The organism is Bacillus sp. EB106-07-01-XG149 (genome assembly GCF_058791555.1).
Genome location: NZ_JBYTDP010000004.1, coordinates 445,076 through 466,508, shown reverse-complemented (window position 1 = coordinate 466,508; position 21,433 = coordinate 445,076). Strand labels below are relative to the sequence as shown.

Here is a 21,433-nt window from a genome sequence, read left to right as displayed (position 1 = left end):
TCCTCTCTCCTTTACACAATCATTCGAACGGCTACAACACCTGTAATTTTGCTTATATTTTCCACAATGTTCTCTTTTATTATATCATCAATTCCGTTATCAATATCAATCATTGTATACGCCCAAGAATGTTTACTACGATTAATCATATCCGCAATATTAATATGATGTTCTGCTAAACATCCTGTAATTTGTCCTACCATGTTCGGAACGTTTTGATGCATGATTGTAATACGTTTCTTTCCGATATAAGGGAGTTCGACGTTTGGATAGTTTACTGAATTACGAATATTTCCTGTCTCTAAATATTCACGTAATTGGCGCGCTGCCATGAATGCACAGTTTTCTTCTGATTCAGACGTAGATGCACCAAGGTGAGGCGTCGCTGTTACATTTTTCATCTTTATCACATTTTCATTCGGGAAGTCTGTTACGTAATGCGTAATAACATCTTCTTCTAACGCTTTTTGAAGAACATTTTCATCTACAAGTTCTCCTCTAGAGAAATTGAATAAACGCATACCTTTTTTCATCTTCTCTACAGCGTGTTCACCAATAATTCCCTTCGTTTGATTCGTAAGAGGAATATGAAGTGTAATATAATCACATGTTGCGAAAATTTCATCTAAACTAAATGCTCTTTGCACATGTGTAGAAAGACGCCATGCAGTTTCAACTGAAATGTAAGGATCGTATCCGACAACGTCCATTCCTAAAGCTAACGCATCGTTCGCAACTAAAGCACCGATTGCGCCAAGGCCAATTACACCTAGACGTTTTCCTGCAATTTCTGATCCAACGAATTGTTTTTTTCCTGATTCAACAAGCTGCGGTACTTCTTCACCCTCTAAATTTTTCGTCCAGCTTACACCGTTAATAATGTTACGTGAAGACATAATAAGGCTGGCGATAATAAGTTCCTTTACTGCATTGGCATTAGCTCCTGGTGTATTAAATACTACAATCCCTTTTTCTGTACATCGCTCGACAGGAATATTATTTACACCAGCACCAGCTCTTGCAATCGCCTTTAAGTCTTTTGAAAATTCTTCTTGGTGTAAAGAATAGCTGCGAAGTAAAATACCATCTGGGTGGTCCATTCTATCCCCTATTTCATAACGCTCTCCGTCAAGAACTTGCAAACCCTTTTCTGCAATTTGATTTAACGTTTGAACACGAAACATATCCCCATCTCCCTATCTATTCTCAAGCTCAAATTCCTTCATATAATTTACTAATTGCTGTACACCGTGTACTGGCATCGCATTGTAAATACTTGCACGCATACCACCGACTGAGCGATGTCCTTTTAACGTAACAAGGCCGCGTTCTTTCGTTTTTTGTAAAAACTCATTGTTCAGCTCTTCTGACGGTGTTGTAAACGGAATGTTCATAAGTGATCGATACGTAGAATCAACTGGTGAAGTAAACAATTTTGATTCATCTAAGAAATTGTAAAGAAGTGAAGATTTCATTCTATTCTGTTCTTCAATCGCAGATACCCCGCCTTGCTCTTTCAACCATTCTAGTACAAGTTTCGTTACGTAAATACTAAAGGATGGCGGTGTATTATATAAGGAGTTATTTTTGCTGTAAGTTTCATAGTTTAACATCGTAGGACAAGAGCGATCTGCTCCCCCAATTAAATCTCTTTTTATAATAGCAATCGTTAAGCCCGCTGGCCCTAAATTCTTTTGCGCTCCCGCATATATAAGACCAAACTTCGTAACATCATATTGTTCTGATAAAATATTTGAGGACATATCCGCAACGAGCGGTACTTTATCTAAATGTGGAATGTCCACATATTTCGTACCCTCAATTGTATTGTTCGTTGTAATATGTACATAATCTAGTTTTTCATCATTTGGTAAACCATCCAATTTAGGAATTGTAGTAAACTTCTCTTTTTCAGAAGAAGCAAGCACTTGTACTTCCCCTATTTTTTCAGCTTCTTGCATCGCCTTTTTAGACCATGAGCCAGTCAATACGTACCCTGCTTTTTTATACGTATTCATTAAGTTTAACGGTATTATAGAGAATTGTAATGACGCACCGCCTTGTAAAAACAGTACTTCATACTCATCAGGAATGTTCATTAATTCACGAATCAGGCTACTCGCTTCATCTATAATACTTTGAAAATAAGAAGATCGATGACTCATTTCCATAATAGACATGCCTGTCCCGTTATAATTTACAAGCTCCTTTTGCACTTTCTCTAAAACTGGCAAAGGGAGTATTGATGGTCCAGCTGAAAAATTATATACTCTCTCCATCACCCTAATAACCTCCCTATTTCTTATTTTTATTAATTTTTAAACTTTCTGAATTATAACCTGAAATATAATACGTGGTCAATTTGTTTTCTATTATTACGGCGTAAGACGCAATGGAATCGCTTGCATGTGCAAACTATTTTTTATAAACATACAAAAAAGTGTTAAGTACATAATCGTACTTAACACTCTAGTAATAAAGTATAATTGCTAATTGTCCGTGAAGAACCGATCAAAAATTTGATAAATAGCAGAAAGACCAAAGAGCCAATAAATAGTGTCCACAAGCGCCGGCATAGAACCAAACCATTTCTCAACTACATTGTAATCTAACGCTACAAATAACCAATTCAAACCGCCAAGAATCACCAAAATTACTGTAAGGTAAGACAAAAATTTCATTCTGATTGCCCCCTAGGTGATAAGATGGTGAAAGGCCTTTCACTAGAAATATATGTGGTAAAATTCAAAACTTACCTATTTAATAAAAATTATTTTCGGTACCAGCCGTTAATAACTGCCTCTGCTTCTTTACTATGTATTTGATACGCATGCGTACTATTATGAGAGCCAATAAACCAAATGGAAAAACCTTTAAAATACGGTTTCGTTTCTAATACTTCTCGGTAAGCGCGCCATCCGTTTAATTGTACGTCCTTTGAAAACACATTAGAAACATCTGGATTCCACGGATTTTGTAATCCAAGCTCACGCGCCGGAACGTTAAATCCACCAAAATAAACGGGCTTTCCTGTTGCTTTATGTAATTGTTCCAATTGCTGCACAACATTTTGTCCACGATTATATACTGTTGTGGCAAATAAACTTTGCTTCACTTCTTCGTATGATGGATTTCTTTTTCCCGAAACTTCAAACCAACTATCAATACTAACAATATCCACCTTTTTTAAATATGGACGATTTATTTTTTCTATAAACTTCGCTTCATAAGATGGATCAAAGCTTGCTGTTAACCACCAATTCATTTGATACAAAATATTTCCTTTATACTGCTGGCGGACGAAATCAATCGTATCGCTCCAATATCCTTCTGCATATTCCATATTAACGAAATTAGAAGCAATCTTGAGCCCGTACACATTGTATTTACTTGTAATCGAATGAAAGATATCTTGTAGAATAACCGTTTTCCAATTCCAGAAGAAATCATTAATATTACTCGGATTCCATTCCGTTTCCCCAACATTTCCTTGCTGAATATATGGGAACGGTTCCACAATAACTTGAATATTACGCTTTAATAATTCTTGAATTAAAATAATCGCCTGTTGCTTTTGCTCTTGATTAATTACCATGTTCGTAGAAGTCACGTTCGGAATATCTACCTGAATCGGTACATTTACTGTATTTAAATTTAAGCGCTCTACATCCGCTAACACTTTCGCCACATTTCCAACTTCCCATACCGTTACGTTTCCTGACTTTATCTTTCCTGATTGAACAGTATTCACATCTGCCTGTACATTTCCTTGAAAACAAAAAGAAAACAACATAATAAACACCCCTAAAAAACTTACTAAACTCTTATTTTTCTTCACAACTTTCCTCCTATAATTTTTGGCATTCTTGCTTATTCTATACAATGTTTCACATATATTCCATAAAAAAAAGGGGGGGAATTTTCATCCATAAAAATGCTATTCATCCTTTATTCAACCCTTATTCATACTAACCTCCTAAAAATAGTAAGGTAAATAAAAAAGGAGCGTATTTCCGCTCCTTTTTTTCCCTTATATGATTGAATTTATTGACTTCCTTCTGGTAACTTAATTGAATCAAATTTTTCATATGAATCAATTTTTATGCTCACAACTGTATCCAATTTTTCTTTATCCGCACTAGATTTTTTATCTGTATTACGTTCACTCAGTTTTATAGCTGTGCGCATCTCTTCAAATTTATAATCTTTCGTTATTATATATTCAACAGTTAACGCATCCATATTAAACCCTTCCATTAATTTGTTCATATCTCCATTAATTTTCTGTAATGTATCTACTGCTTCTTTCCCCTTTAAGTCAAGTGTAAGCTTATATGTATCTCCCTCCTTCTTTGCTTTCATTTTCTTAGCCAAAACTTCCGGTAAATCTAACTCATTAAGTAAATTTTTACTTACCATTACGTCATTTACATTAAATTGATCATTAGGTATCGTAATTAACTCTCCTGTACCAGGGTCTTTCACTTGAGCAACGACTTTTCCATCTACTTCGTACGTTACAATATCTGTTCCACTTATTTTCATTTCTGCTCTAGAATTCTTTCGTTTCGGCTCCATTTGAATGTTCATTTTAATCTCTTCTGATTGACTGTTCCCCTTCATTGACATAAGAGACGTTAAAGTGAGAAAATCCTCTTGTTTAAAATTATCACCTGCTTTTTTAAAAATATCTTTCGCTACCAATTCATTTTCTTTTTGTACAGCGACTGGTTTCGTAACATTCGTTTTCTCACTACTACACCCCGTTGTCAAACCTACTATTAACGCCAAACTAGATGCTACAATTATTTTCTTCATAATGATCTCCCCATTCCATATTAGAAATAATTACACTTCGTGTATAGTCAATTAAATGAATTAATATAAAAACAGATACAATACTTATTTCACTTCTAAACTAAACCAATTGTTCAATCCATATACTAACGTAACTAACGCTCCAATAACACCAAAAACAACTATATTTATACCGATTGAAGAACCAAATACAACAGCCATTATTGACACAATCATTAATAAAATGGCGATACTATTTATCTTAATTTCTACTATATCGCCATCCTTTACTTTCTTTTCTTTACTCCCAAAAAAGAATTGTTTTACTTTTATATTTACTTCATCTCCCTCAAAAGGAAGCGTATATTCTTCATTATTTTCAAGTTTCATTACTACTTCATTATCTACCTTTACAGCCACTCTTGCTGCTCCTCCCATCATTCCCGTTGCCCTTACTACTTTAATACTCATGCTAAATCCCCCCTGCTTCAACGCCTTGTGACTCTATTTTCCCAAGTAGCTCTTCATATTTTTGCATCTCTTCTTGCCCATTATTCCAGCTCTCACCGTAAATATGAGTTAACTTTCTTGCTGTTATTTCAATTATAAAAGAGCTATCTCCATTTTGAAGTAATACATACGTTCTTGTATCCTCTTTATATATTTTCATAGGAGTTGCTTTTTTTAACTTCTCCCCGGCTGGTTGTCCTACTTTTTCTAACATTACCGGTACATAACTTTTCTCTATAGCTCCCTCAATTGTACTTCCATTCCAATCACCTTTTCTTAATACGTATAATACAGTTACTACTTCTAACTTATCGAACGATTCTTTTTTATCTTTGAGCGCTTTATCTTGTTGCTCTACAATAATATCCTTCGTTTCTTGACTCATTTGTGGCGTCGTATTCACCGCATTTGTATTATTTAAGTTATACAATTTCCCAGCTTTAAATATAAAGGAGATCGATAAAACGACAATTAAACAAATATACCATTTATTATATTTTGGTGATTCAATATCTGAATATGATTGAATCTTTTTATGTTCAGCTGATGATAAAGCTGGTTCTTTCACTGCTGCAGCAACCTCTTGCTGCCCCTCATACACAGTTCCTTTACTCCAAAAGCCCTCTAGCTGTGCTTCCAGTTCTTCTTTTGATAGTTTCGCAGCTGGAATAGTAGTAGCTTCTCCTTTTTTAACTGTACTTTCCATATTGGAAATTTCACGATTTCGAATGATTTTATTTTTTTTCACATTGTATTCAGCATCAAAGCGTGTTCCTAATCCTACTTCTTTATGAATCCGTCCTTTTATAATAGATGAAATGATATACATCATAAAAATAACTATATACACGGAACCAGCATACCAACCTGTTAAATATACAGGGAGGATTATCCATCCTAAAAGGCTTAAAACAACTAAAATATAATATAATTTAAGACTCTTCTTACTTGTAAACGAAAATATTTTACAAAACTTAGAAAATGAATTCCAAAATGTATACGTAAAACTTGCCATAAAAGCACAATACTTATTTTTCGTTCCGATTGTATCTCTATAAATTTTGTAGGCACCTTCATGATTCGGCTCTAATCGTATTGCAGTTTCAGCTAGCATTCTTGCTTTTTTAAAATTACCTTTTTCTTTTGCAACATTTGCAAAAGAGACTAGATTTGTTACATTTTCTGGATTCAGCTCTAACGCACGTTTTTCCGCCTTTATACCCTCTTCTATTCGTTTCGGATAATAACTTAAAAGAATAAAAGCATATCTTCCTACATACATATCATTTTCAGGTTCTAACTCTATCGCTTTGTTATAGTATGTAATACCTTTATTAAGCGATTCTATATGTACTTTTGCCTCACCCACATAAAAGTAATATACGCCTTCTTCCGGATAATTTTTTATCCCTATTTCTGCTATCTCTTTTAATCTCTCAAAATTTTCTTGCGCATAAAAAATATCTAACGCTGTTAACAAAACATTTTCATCTAAGTGATCTATTTTTAGTGCCTCTTCTAAATATTTACTTGCTTCATCAATTTGTCGAAATCCAAAGTAGTACACATGACTTAAACAAATATAACCAGTAGCATCTTCTGGATCTTCTTTAATCATCCACTCCGCTTCTTCTTTTGCAAGCTCAACATCACCAAGCTTCAATAAGTGCGAGATTCTCCTAAGTTGCTCTTCCATCTATTCCTTTCCCTCCAATCTAATATCATTTATTTCAATTGGTGTTCTTCCATATACTCTAATACTTTGTCAAAATCTTTATTTACATCACTAAACGTTGCATAATTTTTTGCGGTTGAGAACCAGTCTAAAGTTGTCGGTTGCCTTTTTTTCATTGCTTTTAATAAATCTTCATTGGATAAGGGTTGTAACTGTCCCGTTTCAAATGAACGCTGAATAGCTTCATTAATAGCGTCTTCCACTAAATATGTTAAATCTGCCCCTGAAAAATGCTCTGCATACTTCGAAACAAAATCTAACTGCAATTCCATTCTCGGTTTATCCTTTGTTTTCAACTCTAGTATTGTCAATCTTTCCTCGTTATTTGGTGGTGCCACAAAAACAAGTGAATTAAAACGGCCTGGTCGTCGTAACGCCGGATCAATATACCATGGTGTATTTGTTGCCCCAATTATATAAACCCCTTCATTAAAAGAATTGCTTCCGTCCATCTCCACTAGCAATTGATTAACTAACGTTCTTTGATGATGAGCACCCATCTTCTGTCTATTCCCGCCATATGCGTCTAACTCATCTATAAATAAAATACAAGGCTTTGTTTTTCTTGCCTCTTCGAACACTTCATGTAAATTTTTCTCTGCTTCTCCTGACCACATTGATAGTATTGCTTGCAACTCTAAATGAATAAAATTAGCGTTTATCTCACCTGCAACTGCTCGCGCTAAAAATGTCTTTCCACATCCAGGCGGCCCATAAAATAATAAACTGCCTCCTACTTTCTTACCGAAAGCTTGAAAATACTCTGGATTGTTAATCGGCATAATAAAGTCCATATTTATTTTCTTTTTAATATCTTCCATTCCACCAACATCATCAAAAGTTATTTTACTCTCTTCCACTTCAACCATTTGATTTTTTTCTCTATCAAAAGAAATCACTTTAATTTTCTCTCGATATTTCTCCATGTCGTTCATTCTTGTATTTATCCCCCTATAAAACCCTTTAATTTAGAATACATGTATCTCTATTGCTGTAAAACCTTAAACAAAATATTCCAAAAAAAATTATAACAAAGTTCTACAGAATTTTTTGTCAAATTTTGTCACACAACAAAAAAGAGACCCTTACCTATAGTAAGAGCCTCTTCGAACATTATTTCGGTTGTAAAGTTAACACTTTCCCTTCTATTCCATCCGTATTCAATGTAGTCGTATGATACGTTCCATTTACCCAATCATCTATTTGATCATGGTACCAATCGCTTCTAAAATGTCCCGATTGTCCTGGTCCTACGATATGATAACCGTTTGACATATCTTTCGTATCAATCACGAATCGCCAAGAAGCTCCGTGATTGACAATACCGTTATTTCCGTAACTCGCTGCTTGAACGGTAACTTGGCTTCCGCCGATTGGAATTGGTTTTTCACGATTAAATGCAAGTAGCGCTAGCATACTAGATGATTTTGAAATTGGATGTGTGAACGCCAGTTGATGGTAATCGCCCCACTTCCACTCCGCAACATCAGGGCCATATTCCTTCTGCAATTTCTTCATTACATTTTCGTACGATGTATGCACAACTTTCGTGAAGCCTCCGTACTTCGTAAACCAAACGCCGTTTTCTCCCGCTACTTCTTTTCGAATCAATTCATCAACAACTTGTGACTTCCCTTCAAATAACTCCATCACATCTTTCGGTATTTCTTTTGAAAATAACGTATTCGAAATCTCTTTCATTAACAAATGGAATATTAATGGTGCTGCTTCATCTTTACTATCGTTAAAATTCCACTTTGTTAATTGTTTTACGCCTTCTTTCTCTACTTCATTTAAAGATGCTTTATTTAACTCTTTTAACAATATAGGGGCAAATTCTTTCCCGTATAAATTTTTTTGATCCATCTGTAACTCTTCTAAATCTTTCACCGTATACTTTTCTTTCTCTTGTAAAAATTCTTGAATACGCATTTGTCTATATGGCTGCGCCCACGTATTACTAATATGGTACGGATAATTATCATCCACAATTTTATTATTTGCAGTTGAAATAAACCCTTGTTTTGGATTTATTACTTTTGGAAGTTGATCATATGGGATATACCCTTCCCATTCATATTCATCTGTCCACCCTGGCACCGGCAAACTCCCGTCACCTTTTTTACGCACTGGTATATTTCCATTCGCTTTATACGCAATTGTGCCGTCATTTGATGCAAATACAAAGTTTTGAGTTGGTGTATGAAAATCTTGAAGTGCCGTTTCAAACTCATTCCAATCTTTCGCTTTATTCATATTTAATACAGCTTTTAATTCAGCAGAAGGCTCCAAAGCAGTCCATTTCAAAGCGAATACTGTTTTCGTTTTCGCTTTTCCTTTATCCGCAAACTCTGAAATGACTGGACCATGCCTCGTAACCGTCACATTATACGGAATTGTTTTCCCGCCTTTTACTTTAATAGATTCATCAACAACTGTAGCTTTTTCCCACTTATCCTTATACAAAAATTCATTTTCATTATTAGGATTTCGCTTCTCAATATATAAATCTTGTACATCAGGACCTGTATTCGTAACGCCCCATGCTATTTTGTCATTGTGACCTAATATAACACCCGGTACTCCAGCGAAAATAACACCACTCACATGTAAATCTTTCATTTCAAGTTTCGATTGATACCAAATAGAAGGCGTTGCAAGAGATAAATGAGGATCATCCGCTAAAATTGGCTTACCAGACGCACTCTTCTCACCGCTTATGACCCAGTTATTGCTACCATTAAACTCTGGCGGAATAATCGTTTTTGCAAAACTTTGTGCTACGTCCACATTTGTATTTTTCAGTTCAGCTAGCAATCTAGGTGCATCTTTCGGATATGTAGGAAATAGCTCATTTGCTTGCTCTTTCGGTAAATTTTTCAGTGCCCAATATCGAAATGCTTGTCCGTGCCAATGTCCGCCTAAGTCAAACGCCATATACTTTCCAATCGTTAACGTATCAATAATGGACCATTCAGTAGGCTCATAACCTAATATAGTAAACTCAACCGGCAATTTCTTTTCCTCTTTCGCCTCGCGTATAAAAGCGTTCACCCCATCAGCAAATGACTGCAGGGCATATTTCGATTCCCCATCATATTGACTAACAGACGCTTCGGCTGCTCGTCGTAAACCGAGTGTTCGAAACAATTTATCTCGATCAACAGCTGCTTCCCCTACAACTTCACTCAACATCCCAGAAGCTTGCCTTCTACTTAAATCCATTTGAAACAAACGATCTTGCGCTTGTACATACCCTTGCGAAAAATATAAATCATGTGCATTTTCCGCATTAATATGCGGTACCCCTTTACTATCCCGCTTTACCTGAACAGCATGTTGTAAATCCTCTAGCTTTATCGTCCCATCTATCTTTGGCACAGAACTAAGCGTATATATGTTCAAAAAAGTCGCTGTACAAATAACTAACAAAAGGATGATACTACTAGACCAAATAAAAATTCTCTTCCCTCTAGTTCGCTTCTTCTTTATAACAACTTCCATATAACCCCTCCTTTCTCAAACTATTCGCTTCTATTTAAGGAAGAACCTTTTAGAAAAGTAGAAAAACCCAGACTATGGATCATACAAACTACATACATCTCCCTTATGTACGCCTTCCTTTCCTTCAAAGAAATCTACTCTCCCTTTTTCACACCAATTCCTCAAAATTCCCTTCACATAAGCGAGCGTTCGCTTATTATATTCAAATGCAATTTTAAGCGCCTCTATTACTGTCTCTCCTGAAACTTTTTGTATCCACTCTTTCAATTCCTTCACGATATAGGGAGATAGACTACTTATATGTTGTTCGTAAAACTTATAAACTTCACCATGCGAAGTATCCTCTTCTATCTCTTCCTCCTCAGCAACTTCTTGTAAACTACTATTATCCTCTTCTGCCGGCATACCAAAATGCTGCAATAACAATGGAATCTTCCATTCTTCTTCAAGACATGTACGTAAAAACATATGTATGAACTCTTTATTTTTCACAGTCTTTAATTCCCTTAACACACACTTTTCTACATTCGTATTTAAAATAGGGTTGTAGTGTAGCCAATTTAGTATGTATAACTCTTTCGTTTCCGCATCGTATAAAATCTTTCCGTATTCAACAAATCTATTTAACAGCTTCTCAACAGTTTCCATACTGTAGCCTGTTTCCAGTTCTGCCACACGCTTCGGTAATACGTAAATTCCACATTGCTTCGTTTTCGTACCAGTTAACAAATATATGTAAAAATAACGCTCCTCTGGCGTTAAATCTAATATGAATTCATCTTGCCAAAAGTTCACCTGCACATTACGGTACACCGCCATATGTTTCCCTCCTCCTTTTATTCATAAAAAGACAGAATTCAACCCTTCAATATACATATAGGAATGAGCGCTTTGTTTTTGCATTTGAATTCCAAATTTTTTTAACTACTACAACGCCGGTTTTATTTTTTCGCGCCTTTTGTTCTTGTAGTTGTTTTTGTTTTGTTTTTTCTTAGTGATTTATTACTTGGTAGGTGCTTATAAGGGGCTTGGAAGGGGCTTCATAGGGGCTAAAATAATAAGGAGCTGTTCCAAATTTTCATTTTGGATAGCTCCTTTAACATCCTTATTACTTTTTCTTGCATCAGTACAAACTTTTACATACCATTCATTTATTTCTGCATAGAGTCTAACATCTTCACTAAAAAGGCAGCTGCCTCACCACGAGTTGTTGTACCTTTAGGATTAAACTTGTTATCTCCAACACCAGTAACTACCTGTAAGCTGTATAATCGCTGAACAGGCTGTTTGTATGCGATCAAATGTTGATCTGTAAATGGTAATGCGACTAAATTACCTGTAACACCTTTATACTGTAATGCCTTGTCAATCATAACCGATGCTTCTTCACGAGTAATTGGTGCATTCGGGTCAAAAATTCCTCCGCCACGACCGCTAATAATTCCTGCACTTGCACTTCGCTTAATACCATTATGAAGTGACGGATGCGCTTTGTTAATGTCTACAAATGACTTATTTCCTTCTGGTAATTGAAGAGCATTTGAAATTAATGCAGCAAACTCAGCTCTCGTTACATTACGATAAGGCGCAAATACACCATTTCCTTCTCCGTGCATAATACCTAGACTGTGTAGTTTACGAATATGTCCCTCAAACCATCCACCTGTAATATCATCTTTTGGCTTTTGTACTTCTTCTTTTGGTACATTGTAGTTAATCTTAATCCAACTTGGATTATAGAAAATCCACTCTCCATTTCCCACTTTATACCAACCGTTTTTAACTGCTAACACTTTGTAACGGTCACCTTTTGAAGCTTTACGAACAATATGATGCTCAAGGTCCGCACCACTACGTACGTTTATACCGTCACCATTCACTACAAGCTCCATGTTAGGTTCAGCTGGATTATATTCATTTGAATCAAATAGCTCGTTTCTTTCTTGTAAAGGCGAGTCAATTTGTGCGTTAACATTTGCATACCATTGAATACCTTGTACGAAGCCATTCCAATTCCCACGAGAAATTAAAATATCAGGACAGTTTTTTCCGCTCCATTGTTGATGCCTATAAATGTGATCCGTGCTAATTCCTTCTTTATTCATTAAGTATCCTGCAAGTCGCTTCGCATTCTCTAACGCTTTATTATAATCTCCATCTTGGTTAACTGAAATTTCAATACCGATAGACTCTCTGTTTCCTGAACCATCACCATCTCCTGCATGCCAACCATTTTCATTTGTTGGTAAGTGCTGATAGATTTGTTTATCGTCCACAGTAAAATGCCACGAAGCTGTTCGGAACGTACCTTCCGTTGCTTGTTTATACAAATATTTCGCATGATTTTCAGCATTCGCACCACGTGCTGTATTTGCAGTCTCATGAATTGTAATATAACGTGCTTTCATCGGATTAGCCGGCCGAATATCAGGATTTCCTGCTGGAACAATCCACTCTACAAATGGTACACCTGCAAGTGTTCCATATTTCTTTGTAGTCATCGATGCACTATATTGAATAGCTCTTGGCTTTTCAACCGGCTTCATTTCACGAGTAGAACCATCATTTCGACCGTCTACATGTTCAAATGCCTTTTCAATATTTGAAATCGCTTCTTCATCCGCTACTTGACCTGTTTTCGCTTCTTTCATTTTATGTAGCTCTTCTGTTTCATCATGTTTATGTTTATATTCTTCTAAGAGAATTTTCTCATTCTCTGATACTTCCGCTTCATTAATTTGCATGTGATCTGGAGTTTCTAGATTGAAATTAGAATAACTTAACCCGCTCGTTCCACGTTCCCCTTGTGCGATACGAAGTTGATCAGTTTGAGGGTTTTTACTCTCTTCTGCTGATATTGCTAAAGGAGCGCTCCCTAACATTACTAAACTTGTTGATAGTGCAATTACTCTTTTTTTCATGATTGTATTCATTGCTGTAATCGATACCTACACTGTTCGTGTAGTATCTCAACCTCCCTTTATATTCTCATTAGTGAAAGACTATGAATCTACTATGTACTTTTAACAAAAATTTTTTCATCACCTATGTATATTCATCCTTTTACATGCTTTCATTTTATCCCCAGCAGGTGAATGATAGTTTCTATAAAATTCCTTAACAGACATTATTTTATAACCAATTGCAAATGCCGTCAAAAACACTTCCCCTCATACACACTACTACTTCTCAAAAATAGATTAGGATACCTTTTACTGATTTTCTTCAACAAGAAGGATCTTTATGATTTTTCATACCTATCAAATAAATCTTGTTTCTTTGTACTTTTTCTCCTTGAAAATATTAACATTTTTACATTCTTGCGATAATATAGATGTAACCTTTTATATTGAAGGGAGTTTTATTTGGAAAAGATTTCTCATATTGATAGCTGAAATGAAGAAGACCAAAAAATGATGAAGAAAAACGAGAGTACATACGATATTCAGCAGATGGGATATACTTTGAAGAGCTAGAAATAACACTGCTAGAATGGCTTGAAAACATAGTTAAAATATTAAAACAAACAGTACGAATTTAATTAGATACTACATTAAAGGGGATGACCTAATTGTTACATACGATTGTTTATGATAAAGCGAAGTACCATTATGAAGGTAATTTCCCTGAGGACTTATCAATCGATCAAGCTTTTGTACATACTGGTATGTTTTTAGGATGGATAATTGAACATCATTTATGTAGTCAAGAATTTGAAGAAGAGTCTCAAGACGAAATTAACCAGTTTAAACTTAGACAAATGACTGGCACAGAAATTTATATGAACTGGGATGGCGTTTTAGCAGATGACATGTTAAATGATGAGGGCAACCAATTCGCAATGTACTACTTTAACCACGACGAGGACTGGAAATATATAAATGATTACAGTAATATTTTTATAAATGAAGGCGAAACTCTCTACCATGTGCAAGATACTTGGGAAAACTATTTCAAATTAAAAGAAGTTATTGATAATAGCTATAATTTTTGGAAAGACAACTTACAAAATAAATAATTATAACAAGTCGATTTCTTATGTTAATAAGGAATCGACTTTCTTAGTATCTAATCCAAAAACCATATAATTGAAACATACTTCTACAATTATTATTTTACTAACGATACTATTATCGATATCGAATTATCTATAACGGAACGTTCTGGACGTGATTTCATTAACACTGTTAATCCAATTAAGGACGTGACTAATGTTTGCGCTAATGCTTTAGCGTTCAAATCATTTTGCAGTTCTCCTGATCGAATTCCTTTCGTAATTAATTCTTGAAAAATAACTGCAAGATACATTTGATGCTCTCTAGTCAGTACTTCAAATTTTTCATTATGAGGAGCAAGTTCAACCATTGTGTTAATACAAAAACAACCTTTACTGAACTCTTTTTTATATTCCTCCTCCACCATATTTTCAAAAAACGTCCGAATTGCTCCTTTTACAGATTGTTCGTTTTGAAGTTTTGTTCGTATATTAGCCGCATGTAAATTTGTGTATCTCCTTAATGCCGCTTCAAATAATCCCTCTTTATCACCAAAGGCTGAATATAAACTCGGCTTTTGTATTTCCATTTTAGCAGTTAACTCACTTAATGAAGTAGCTGCGTATCCCTTCTCCCAAAAAAGTTGCATAGCAGCATCTAAAGCTTTTTCTTCATCAAATTCACGTAGTCGTGCCATTTAAAACCATCTCCTTTCTACATCTAGTTATTAAGACTATGCACCATCATTTATGTACCAATCGGTATATTATATATCGTATTAGATTATAAACGACATGTCAAAAAATCATAATTAACTCAAAATAAACTTGACATATATATTTCTTCAAGATTATATTTTACTTACAAATAACATACCGTTCGGTACGTTATTTTCGATAATCCAAAAAGGAGCTGATTTTATGAATAGTAAAGAAAAAATGATGACTATTCGAAAACATACTCACACTCAGGTACATTCACCTGTTCATGCAACAATGTCTCGTTATATGACTCTATTATTCGCAATAGCTTGCGGAATGGCTGTGGCAAACATATATTTCGCTCATCCACTACTTGATTCTTTATCAAATGAATTTAAGATTAGTCATTCAACTATCGGTATTGTAATTACTATTACTCAAGTTTGTTATGCACTTGGATTACTTTTATTCGTTCCACTTGGTGACTTATTAAACCAAAAGAAACTTATTATTGCTCACATGCTTTTATCCGTTTTCGCTTTAATTATAATCGGATGCGCTTCCTCAAGCACCGTACTTTTTATAGGTATGGCCTTAGTAGGAATTCTTGCAACTGTTACGCAAACCCTCGTCGCATATGCATCAATTTTAGCTAATCCAGCAGAACGTGGACGCATTGTAGGTTTCGTTACAAGTGGCGTTGTCATAGGTATTCTTCTTGCTCGTACATTTGCAGGCATATTAACGGATTTAGCTGGATGGCGGTCCGTTTATCTCACCTCTGCTATCCTTTTACTCTTCGTAACTTTTTTGTTACACCGAAATTTGCCTACTCTTGAACATAAAAAAGTAACAACTCTATCTTACCGAAAATTAATATACTCTGTTCTCTTATTATTTGTAGAAGAACGACTCTTACGCATTCGAGGAATATTAGCATTGCTTATTTTCACTTCATTCAGTATTTTATGGACTTCTTTAGTATTACCTCTAAGTGCTTCACCACATAATCTTTCACATACAGCTATTGGTGCGTTCGGTCTTGCTGGAGTGGCAGGTGCATTTGCTGCTACTAAAGCTGGGCAATTAGCTGATAAAGGATTAGGACAAAGAACAACTGGCATAGCCTTATCATTATTAATACTCTCATGGCTCCTAATTAAATCTATTAACCACTCTCTATTATTACTAATTTTCGGTATTATCCTATTAGATTTAGCTGTGCAAGCTGTACATGTCACCAATCAAAGTATGCTGTTCACAGTGCGTCCCGAAGCAAGAAGTCGACTCACTGCCAGTTACATGATTTTTTATTCTATCGGTAGTGCAACAGGTGCAATTCTTTCAACAAATACGTATGCAAAATACGGTTGGGATGGAGTATGCATATTAGGTGTATCTGTTAGTGCTTGCGCTCTTTTATTTTGGATAATAACATTACGGCGATCATCACAGCTGAACGAATAATAATTCATTTATGTTTAATACGTGTTTTTCTACAAGACTATAGAGTAGCACTTATTTTTTAACACAAATCAACGGCATTTTCATATAAAAAATGCCGTTGATTCACAATTTCATGATAAGGAATCCTATACTATCGAAATACATCTATTACGAATTCCCTTTAACGTTTTCAACAATCTCATTTATCGTATTCCGATCAAACTTATCACTAATTTCGTATGACTCACGGTCTCCTACTAATTGTACGCCTACAATATCATTGCGATCCTTACCATATTGCACTTCAATAATAGATCCACGCTCTATTTGTTTCCAAACGAGACTTGCTTCATCTTTATTATCTAAAATCATACAGTCCTCAATATTTTCATCAATCCCTATTAACTTGTTGTCATCTATAAACCCAACCTCGTATTGTTGACGCTCTTTCGCTTTGCTGCTTACTAATATACCTTTGCTACCATATGAGTAATCCATATAATCCTTTTTCTCAGATTGTACCGCTTTCGTCTCTTGTACTTTAGTTTTTTCAGCAGTTCCACAACCTGTAATAAGAACGATTGGTATAACTACAGTTAATACTAGTCTCGTAAATTTCTTTATCATTTGTAACCAATCCCATATATTTAATGTGAAACTCCATTTATTACTTTATTAAATAATAACATGATACTAAGTAGACAAAACCAAAGATAACATATTATTTACATACTCACACTTTAATTAAGGACCAGGCCATTTAAACCTAGTCCTACATAACTTTAACTTTGCTTCACATACTTAATTGTATTGAATGAAGTCTCATTAAATAATCGTAAGTTTTCCCCATCATAATCTTGAACTTTATATGCTATTTTCTTTTTTTGAATTGTATCTTCTACACCGTCTACTAAACGTTTATTGAGATGTAAATAGATTGTAAAAGCTTCCTTATCATATTCCCAAGTTCCTTCAATATAATTCTTTTTATTTGGATACTCACCTTTACCATACGTTTCAAATGTCTTATCACCTTTTAGAATGAGTGACATAATGAAACCGTCTGCTCCTTTGAATCCCCAATTACCGATTAATTCCGTACCATCTTTCACATTCTTCATAACGTTATCCGTATTAATTCCAGCTTTCTTATCTAACTCTTTCAAATCTTTCACAGATACTGTACCGTCACTGATTTTAATATCCCCTTCAAGATCTTTGAATGCCTTAAGCCAGTAAATATCTCCTTCTTTCACTAACTTTTCGGATTTTTCGATTAACTCTTTATCAGTTTTATCGCCTTTTTCTCTTTTTTCTTTTCGGGTGAATACTTCATTTATTAAAGAAAAAGAATCTCTAAAATAACCAATTGCTTTTTCAAAATCCTTTTGTTGATTTACATACTCTACAGGGGGATCTATCGACTCGAATTTATCTAACATTTTATTTAATTCTTTCACACTATCTACTACATCTGATTTCTTTTTCTTACCATCAAAAACCTCTCTTGTAATATTGTTATGCTCCGCAAACAACTTATCAAACTCTACCCCTAATTTATACACTTTATTAGGATAGTCTTCCTTTGAAACCTTTTCTTTCTTACTATTAGACTTCGATTCTTTTACTTTAGACTCTTCCGTTTTCTCCTGTTTAGAAGTGTTCGTTTTCTCAGACACTCCACAACCAAATAACAACATGACCGGAACTGCTACCCCTAGTAGTTTCTTTGCATTCATGACTGATTTCTCCTTTTACTTGAATAAATTACTCTTACTATAGCCATCCTCTTTTTTTATCTTGTAATTAAAGTTACAATCGCAATAACTCCTAGAATCGGTCCCCAATATTCCATTTTTATAAAAAATAGTGAGTGTTTTTTGTTAAACATAACTTTTTCACCAGTTTCAGCATCTATATAAACTTTCCCATCTGGTTTATTAATATATTTTCCTAAATACCAAGACATAACCCCTGATATAATAAACATTACCGCCATTGGCCAACTATGGTCTTGAAAATATGTAGTATCTCCTGTTATAGATCCAAAGATAACATTACCCAAAAGAGTATTAATAATTACAATAATTGCGACTAAAAAACCCCAACCAGACCAAATAATCATTTATTTCTCCTCCTAAAGCGTACAACTTGTACCTTATGTTAATTTGAACTGCAAACGAAAACATTAAAAAAACCGAATATTCAGACGTAAACAATTATATTTATCCTACATTCGATTCTAACTTTAATGTTCTAAATGCAAATGAACCAGATATAATTTGTAAAATTGTCGGAATAAGCAAAAAGAATAATGACATAAATAACATAACTATAGGAATCACAATCATACAAACTCCATAAACTTTATTATTAACCTTGTTTACTAAACATGATAAAATAAGCAACCCTATTTGAACCGTTAAAATAATAGAGTAATAAGCTAAAAGTTCATAATCAAAACCTTCCATAATATTAAACGCTACAACTATTAATAGTATGGAAATAATAATTCCTATAATGCCACCAATTAAACCTAGTACGAATTCAAGCGTTCTTTTCAATTCAATCCCCCTTTTATGAGCCACTAACAACTTGTATATTTTTCCCATTCACCATCATACCAAATATTTATTGGAAAAACTATACATACTTTTCATTCTCCCTTACCTTACAGTGACCTTCTTACCATTATAGATAGCTTGTAGCAGTTACAAAATCAAATCCTTCAAAATCACTAACTGGTTTCGATGCCTTTAGAAAGTAGACATACCTCTTGAATACAATTAGTATTAACATAAGAAATATGAAAGGCTTAAAAAGGCTTTTACATGAAGGAAGGAAGTGCACAGCTATGGATTTTAAAACAGTTATGCAAGAACTTGAGGCTCTAGGTAAGGAACGAACGAAAAAAATATACATATCTAACGGCGCCCACGAGCCAGTTTTTGGCGTAGCTACAGGTGCCATGAAACCAATCGCTAAAAAAATAAAATTAAATCAAGAATTAGCTGAAGAACTTTATGCCACAGGCAACTACGATGCTATGTATTTTGCAGGCATTATTGCCGACCCAAAAGCTATGAGTGAATCGGATTTTAACCGTTGGATAGATGGGGCTTATTTTTATATGCTATCTGATTATGTAGTAGCAGTAACTTTATCGGAGTCAAATATTGCACAAGACGTTGCTGATACATGGATTGCAAGTGGGGACGAACTTAAAATGTCTGCCGGCTGGAGTTGCTACTGCTGGCTTTTAGGGAATCGCAAAGACAACGAGTTTTCCGAAAGCAAAATTTCCGATATGCTTGAAATGGTGAAAGATACAATTCATCATTCTCCAGAACGAACAAAATCCGCTATGAATAATTTCCTAAACACCGTGGCAATTTCATATGTACCACTACATGAAAAAGCAGTCGAAACTGCAAAAGAAGTTGGTATAGTTGAAATCAAACGTGATAATAAAAAAAGCAGTTTGTTACATGCTACAGAGAGTATTCAGAAAGAACTTGATAGAGGAAGACTTGGTTTTAAACGTAAGTATGTAAGATGTTAAACAGATTCGTATCTGGGTGTCAATTCGAGAAAGATTGACACCCTTTTTTATTGAGATTATTCGACTATTAGATAAGCTCAATGACTTCATTAATAGATTTACTAAACATATCAGGATCTTCATTTTTTATTTCCAATAATAGTTCTTTAATGCTACTTGTAATGGATAAATCAAATTGCGAAAGTACTTTTCCATACACCGTTCTTATTTGGGGATCATTAAGTATTCTGTAATGTATAATCTCTACCCAGTCTTTAGCGCCGCTCATCATCGACGGAGCAGCTGTAGCAATACATTTCAATCCCTCTTCTATATAATTTTCATATAAGCCCTCTATCCCATGAATCAAACTAAACATCACTTCAGGTTGTTCAGTATCATCATCAAAGACTAAACATAAATCTGGAATAATAGAAATATCGTTACACTCAATCACTCGTATGCATGACTCATTAAACTCTTGTATCTCATTTTCATTTTCTAGCAAACGGTTATCATATAATCGATTTAAATGTTCTTTAGTATCCAAAAGAGATTATCCTTTCTTTTTTTCATCTTCAAAATATTCACTGTCCCGATAGATCTTTATCATAAATTCCATCAGTGAATCAGCTTTTTTATTTTTAAAGTAATATACAAGCGTTTATTGAAACGTATTGAAATTAAAAAGTAATATCCTGATAACCTACTTCAATTACCTTGTATTTGATCTCTTCATAGAAATGCTTATAGTACAAACTACCTGTACGGCATAGAACCAATAAATGTGACCTCTAAACCATCAAACATATCTTCTCTTTTCGCTTCATTATATTTAAAATCATAAAGAACAATAGCAAAGTTAATATCGTTCGCTAAACTATCTCCATTTACTAGCTTTTTTATTTTAGGAATAATTCGTTCACTATAAGAAAAATCACTTAAAATATGTTCAACGTACCTTTTATTATTCTCATAAAAACAAATTTCAATATTATCTTCATCATAATAACCGAATTCAAAGCTCGTCCCAAACTTTGAATGAACTGAATCACCATCTAACGTGTAATCTATATCGACATACTCCTCAAGATTTTGGAGTGATTTAGAAATTCCAAACCAAACTGAAGCCATTCCACTATATTCCACTTTCCCACCCCATCTAGCCGGTCTATAATTCATATAAACATTCTTTACTTTACTA

At 34.5% G+C, this 21,433-nt stretch carries 21 protein-coding genes; 3 read left to right on the top strand and 18 right to left on the bottom strand.

Going from position 1 to position 21,433, the window contains the following annotated elements; all coding sequences use genetic code 11:
• Positions 1-11: 11 nt before the first annotated feature.
• The 11 genes from AC3WTA_RS19540 to AC3WTA_RS19490 form a co-directional block, all read right to left on the bottom strand.
• Positions 12-1,184, bottom strand: a complete 1,173-nt coding sequence (locus AC3WTA_RS19540) for a 3-phosphoglycerate dehydrogenase family protein (protein WP_000490234.1) — start codon at positions 1,182-1,184, stop codon at positions 12-14.
• Positions 1,185-1,196: 12 nt separating this feature from the next.
• Positions 1,197-2,279, bottom strand: coding sequence for a 3-phosphoserine/phosphohydroxythreonine transaminase (serC, locus tag AC3WTA_RS19535; protein ID WP_000442934.1), 1,083 nt, complete (start codon positions 2,277-2,279; stop codon positions 1,197-1,199).
• A gap of 210 nt (positions 2,280-2,489) precedes the next feature.
• Entirely contained in the window at positions 2,490-2,681 is a 192-nt protein-coding gene (locus tag AC3WTA_RS19530; RefSeq protein WP_000670800.1) for a DUF378 domain-containing protein, read from the bottom strand.
• Between the two features lie 89 nt (positions 2,682-2,770).
• Complete coding sequence (locus tag AC3WTA_RS19525) at positions 2,771-3,838, bottom strand: glycoside hydrolase family 113 (RefSeq protein WP_000739797.1); 1,068 nt, start codon at positions 3,836-3,838, stop codon at positions 2,771-2,773.
• Between the two features lie 206 nt (positions 3,839-4,044).
• A complete protein-coding gene (locus tag AC3WTA_RS19520) occupies positions 4,045-4,818 on the bottom strand; it encodes a DUF6612 family protein (RefSeq protein ID WP_000720956.1) in 774 nt (257 codons plus the stop codon).
• An 84-nt stretch (positions 4,819-4,902) separates the two neighbouring features.
• On the bottom strand, positions 4,903-5,268 hold the full coding sequence (locus AC3WTA_RS19515; RefSeq protein ID WP_000025042.1) for a hypothetical protein: 366 nt from the start codon (positions 5,266-5,268) through the stop codon (positions 4,903-4,905).
• 1 nt (position 5,269) lies between these two features.
• Entirely contained in the window at positions 5,270-7,003 is a 1,734-nt protein-coding gene (locus tag AC3WTA_RS19510; protein WP_000392509.1) for a tetratricopeptide repeat protein, read from the bottom strand.
• A gap of 29 nt (positions 7,004-7,032) precedes the next feature.
• Complete coding sequence (locus AC3WTA_RS19505; RefSeq protein WP_000999215.1) at positions 7,033-7,977, bottom strand: ATP-binding protein; 945 nt, start codon at positions 7,975-7,977, stop codon at positions 7,033-7,035.
• 178 nt (positions 7,978-8,155) lie between these two features.
• A complete protein-coding gene (locus tag AC3WTA_RS19500; RefSeq protein WP_000454353.1) occupies positions 8,156-10,546 on the bottom strand; it encodes a penicillin acylase family protein in 2,391 nt (796 codons plus the stop codon).
• A 72-nt stretch (positions 10,547-10,618) separates the two neighbouring features.
• A complete protein-coding gene (locus AC3WTA_RS19495) occupies positions 10,619-11,365 on the bottom strand; it encodes a DnaD domain-containing protein (protein WP_000312120.1) in 747 nt (248 codons plus the stop codon).
• Positions 11,366-11,697: 332 nt separating this feature from the next.
• Entirely contained in the window at positions 11,698-13,479 is a 1,782-nt protein-coding gene (locus AC3WTA_RS19490) for an S-layer homology domain-containing protein (protein WP_001092339.1), read from the bottom strand.
• A gap of 638 nt (positions 13,480-14,117) precedes the next feature.
• On the opposite strand from AC3WTA_RS19490, the gene AC3WTA_RS19485 reads away from it, so the two are divergent.
• Complete coding sequence (locus AC3WTA_RS19485) at positions 14,118-14,564, top strand: DUF7832 domain-containing protein (protein ID WP_000903314.1); 447 nt, start codon at positions 14,118-14,120, stop codon at positions 14,562-14,564.
• 92 nt (positions 14,565-14,656) lie between these two features.
• Here the strand turns inward: AC3WTA_RS19485 and AC3WTA_RS19480 are convergent, their stop codons facing one another.
• Positions 14,657-15,238 (bottom strand): TetR/AcrR family transcriptional regulator, encoded by a 582-nt coding sequence (locus AC3WTA_RS19480; protein WP_000113334.1) that lies wholly within the window; start codon positions 15,236-15,238, stop codon positions 14,657-14,659.
• A 223-nt stretch (positions 15,239-15,461) separates the two neighbouring features.
• On the opposite strand from AC3WTA_RS19480, the gene AC3WTA_RS19475 reads away from it, so the two are divergent.
• Entirely contained in the window at positions 15,462-16,709 is a 1,248-nt protein-coding gene (locus tag AC3WTA_RS19475) for an MFS transporter (protein ID WP_001085012.1), read from the top strand.
• 147 nt (positions 16,710-16,856) lie between these two features.
• Here the strand turns inward: AC3WTA_RS19475 and AC3WTA_RS19470 are convergent, their stop codons facing one another.
• The 4 genes from AC3WTA_RS19470 to AC3WTA_RS19455 all read right to left on the bottom strand — a co-directional run bounded on the left by AC3WTA_RS19470 (position 16,857) and on the right by AC3WTA_RS19455 (position 19,252).
• Entirely contained in the window at positions 16,857-17,315 is a 459-nt protein-coding gene (locus tag AC3WTA_RS19470) for a hypothetical protein (protein WP_000591643.1), read from the bottom strand.
• A 155-nt stretch (positions 17,316-17,470) separates the two neighbouring features.
• Positions 17,471-18,427 carry a DUF3994 domain-containing protein gene (locus AC3WTA_RS19465; protein WP_492332969.1) on the bottom strand — a complete coding sequence of 319 codons (957 nt, stop codon included), beginning with the start codon at positions 18,425-18,427 and terminating at the stop codon, positions 17,471-17,473.
• Positions 18,428-18,483: 56 nt separating this feature from the next.
• A complete protein-coding gene (locus tag AC3WTA_RS19460) occupies positions 18,484-18,813 on the bottom strand; it encodes a hypothetical protein (protein ID WP_000587860.1) in 330 nt (109 codons plus the stop codon).
• Positions 18,814-18,913: 100 nt separating this feature from the next.
• Positions 18,914-19,252: a DUF4064 domain-containing protein gene (locus AC3WTA_RS19455; RefSeq protein WP_000831562.1), complete on the bottom strand. Its 339-nt coding sequence runs from the start codon at positions 19,250-19,252 to the stop codon at positions 18,914-18,916.
• A 290-nt stretch (positions 19,253-19,542) separates the two neighbouring features.
• Here AC3WTA_RS19455 and AC3WTA_RS19450 point away from each other — a divergent pair, with 290 nt between their 5' ends.
• Positions 19,543-20,250, top strand: a complete 708-nt coding sequence (locus AC3WTA_RS19450; protein WP_000346322.1) for a DNA alkylation repair protein — start codon at positions 19,543-19,545, stop codon at positions 20,248-20,250.
• Between the two features lie 67 nt (positions 20,251-20,317).
• Here the strand turns inward: AC3WTA_RS19450 and AC3WTA_RS19445 are convergent, their stop codons facing one another.
• Together AC3WTA_RS19445 and AC3WTA_RS19440 are read right to left on the bottom strand one after the other, a co-directional pair.
• Complete coding sequence (locus tag AC3WTA_RS19445; RefSeq protein WP_000379842.1) at positions 20,318-20,779, bottom strand: Imm30 family immunity protein; 462 nt, start codon at positions 20,777-20,779, stop codon at positions 20,318-20,320.
• Between the two features lie 209 nt (positions 20,780-20,988).
• A complete protein-coding gene (locus AC3WTA_RS19440) occupies positions 20,989-21,411 on the bottom strand; it encodes an immunity 22 family protein (RefSeq protein ID WP_002203540.1) in 423 nt (140 codons plus the stop codon).
• Between the last annotated feature and the right edge of the window lie 22 nt (positions 21,412-21,433).

Bases quoted from the DNA above. Each gene is read 5' to 3' on its own strand.
- AC3WTA_RS19500 (WP_000454353.1), bottom strand. From the start codon at position 10,546: ATGGAAGTTGTTATAAAGAAGAAGCGAACTAGAGGGAAGAGAATTTTT.
- AC3WTA_RS19510 (WP_000392509.1), bottom strand. From the start codon at position 7,003: ATGGAAGAGCAACTTAGGAGAATCTCGCACTTATTGAAGCTTGGTGAT.
- AC3WTA_RS19490 (WP_001092339.1), bottom strand. From the start codon at position 13,479: ATGAATACAATCATGAAAAAAAGAGTAATTGCACTATCAACAAGTTTA.
- AC3WTA_RS19470 (WP_000591643.1), bottom strand. From the start codon at position 17,315: ATGATAAAGAAATTTACGAGACTAGTATTAACTGTAGTTATACCAATC.
- AC3WTA_RS19540 (WP_000490234.1), bottom strand. From the start codon at position 1,184: ATGTTTCGTGTTCAAACGTTAAATCAAATTGCAGAAAAGGGTTTGCAA.
- AC3WTA_RS19475 (WP_001085012.1), top strand. From the start codon at position 15,462: ATGAATAGTAAAGAAAAAATGATGACTATTCGAAAACATACTCACACT.
- AC3WTA_RS19530 (WP_000670800.1), bottom strand. From the start codon at position 2,681: ATGAAATTTTTGTCTTACCTTACAGTAATTTTGGTGATTCTTGGCGGT.
- AC3WTA_RS19505 (WP_000999215.1), bottom strand. From the start codon at position 7,977: ATGAACGACATGGAGAAATATCGAGAGAAAATTAAAGTGATTTCTTTT.
- AC3WTA_RS19495 (WP_000312120.1), bottom strand. From the start codon at position 11,365: ATGGCGGTGTACCGTAATGTGCAGGTGAACTTTTGGCAAGATGAATTC.
- AC3WTA_RS19520 (WP_000720956.1), bottom strand. From the start codon at position 4,818: ATGAAGAAAATAATTGTAGCATCTAGTTTGGCGTTAATAGTAGGTTTG.
- AC3WTA_RS19440 (WP_002203540.1), bottom strand. From the start codon at position 21,411: ATGAATTATAGACCGGCTAGATGGGGTGGGAAAGTGGAATATAGTGGA.
- AC3WTA_RS19450 (WP_000346322.1), top strand. From the start codon at position 19,543: ATGGATTTTAAAACAGTTATGCAAGAACTTGAGGCTCTAGGTAAGGAA.
- AC3WTA_RS19465 (WP_492332969.1), bottom strand. From the start codon at position 18,427: ATGAATGCAAAGAAACTACTAGGGGTAGCAGTTCCGGTCATGTTGTTA.
- AC3WTA_RS19480 (WP_000113334.1), bottom strand. From the start codon at position 15,238: ATGGCACGACTACGTGAATTTGATGAAGAAAAAGCTTTAGATGCTGCT.
- serC (WP_000442934.1), bottom strand. From the start codon at position 2,279: ATGGAGAGAGTATATAATTTTTCAGCTGGACCATCAATACTCCCTTTG.
- AC3WTA_RS19460 (WP_000587860.1), bottom strand. From the start codon at position 18,813: ATGATTATTTGGTCTGGTTGGGGTTTTTTAGTCGCAATTATTGTAATT.
- AC3WTA_RS19515 (WP_000025042.1), bottom strand. From the start codon at position 5,268: ATGAGTATTAAAGTAGTAAGGGCAACGGGAATGATGGGAGGAGCAGCA.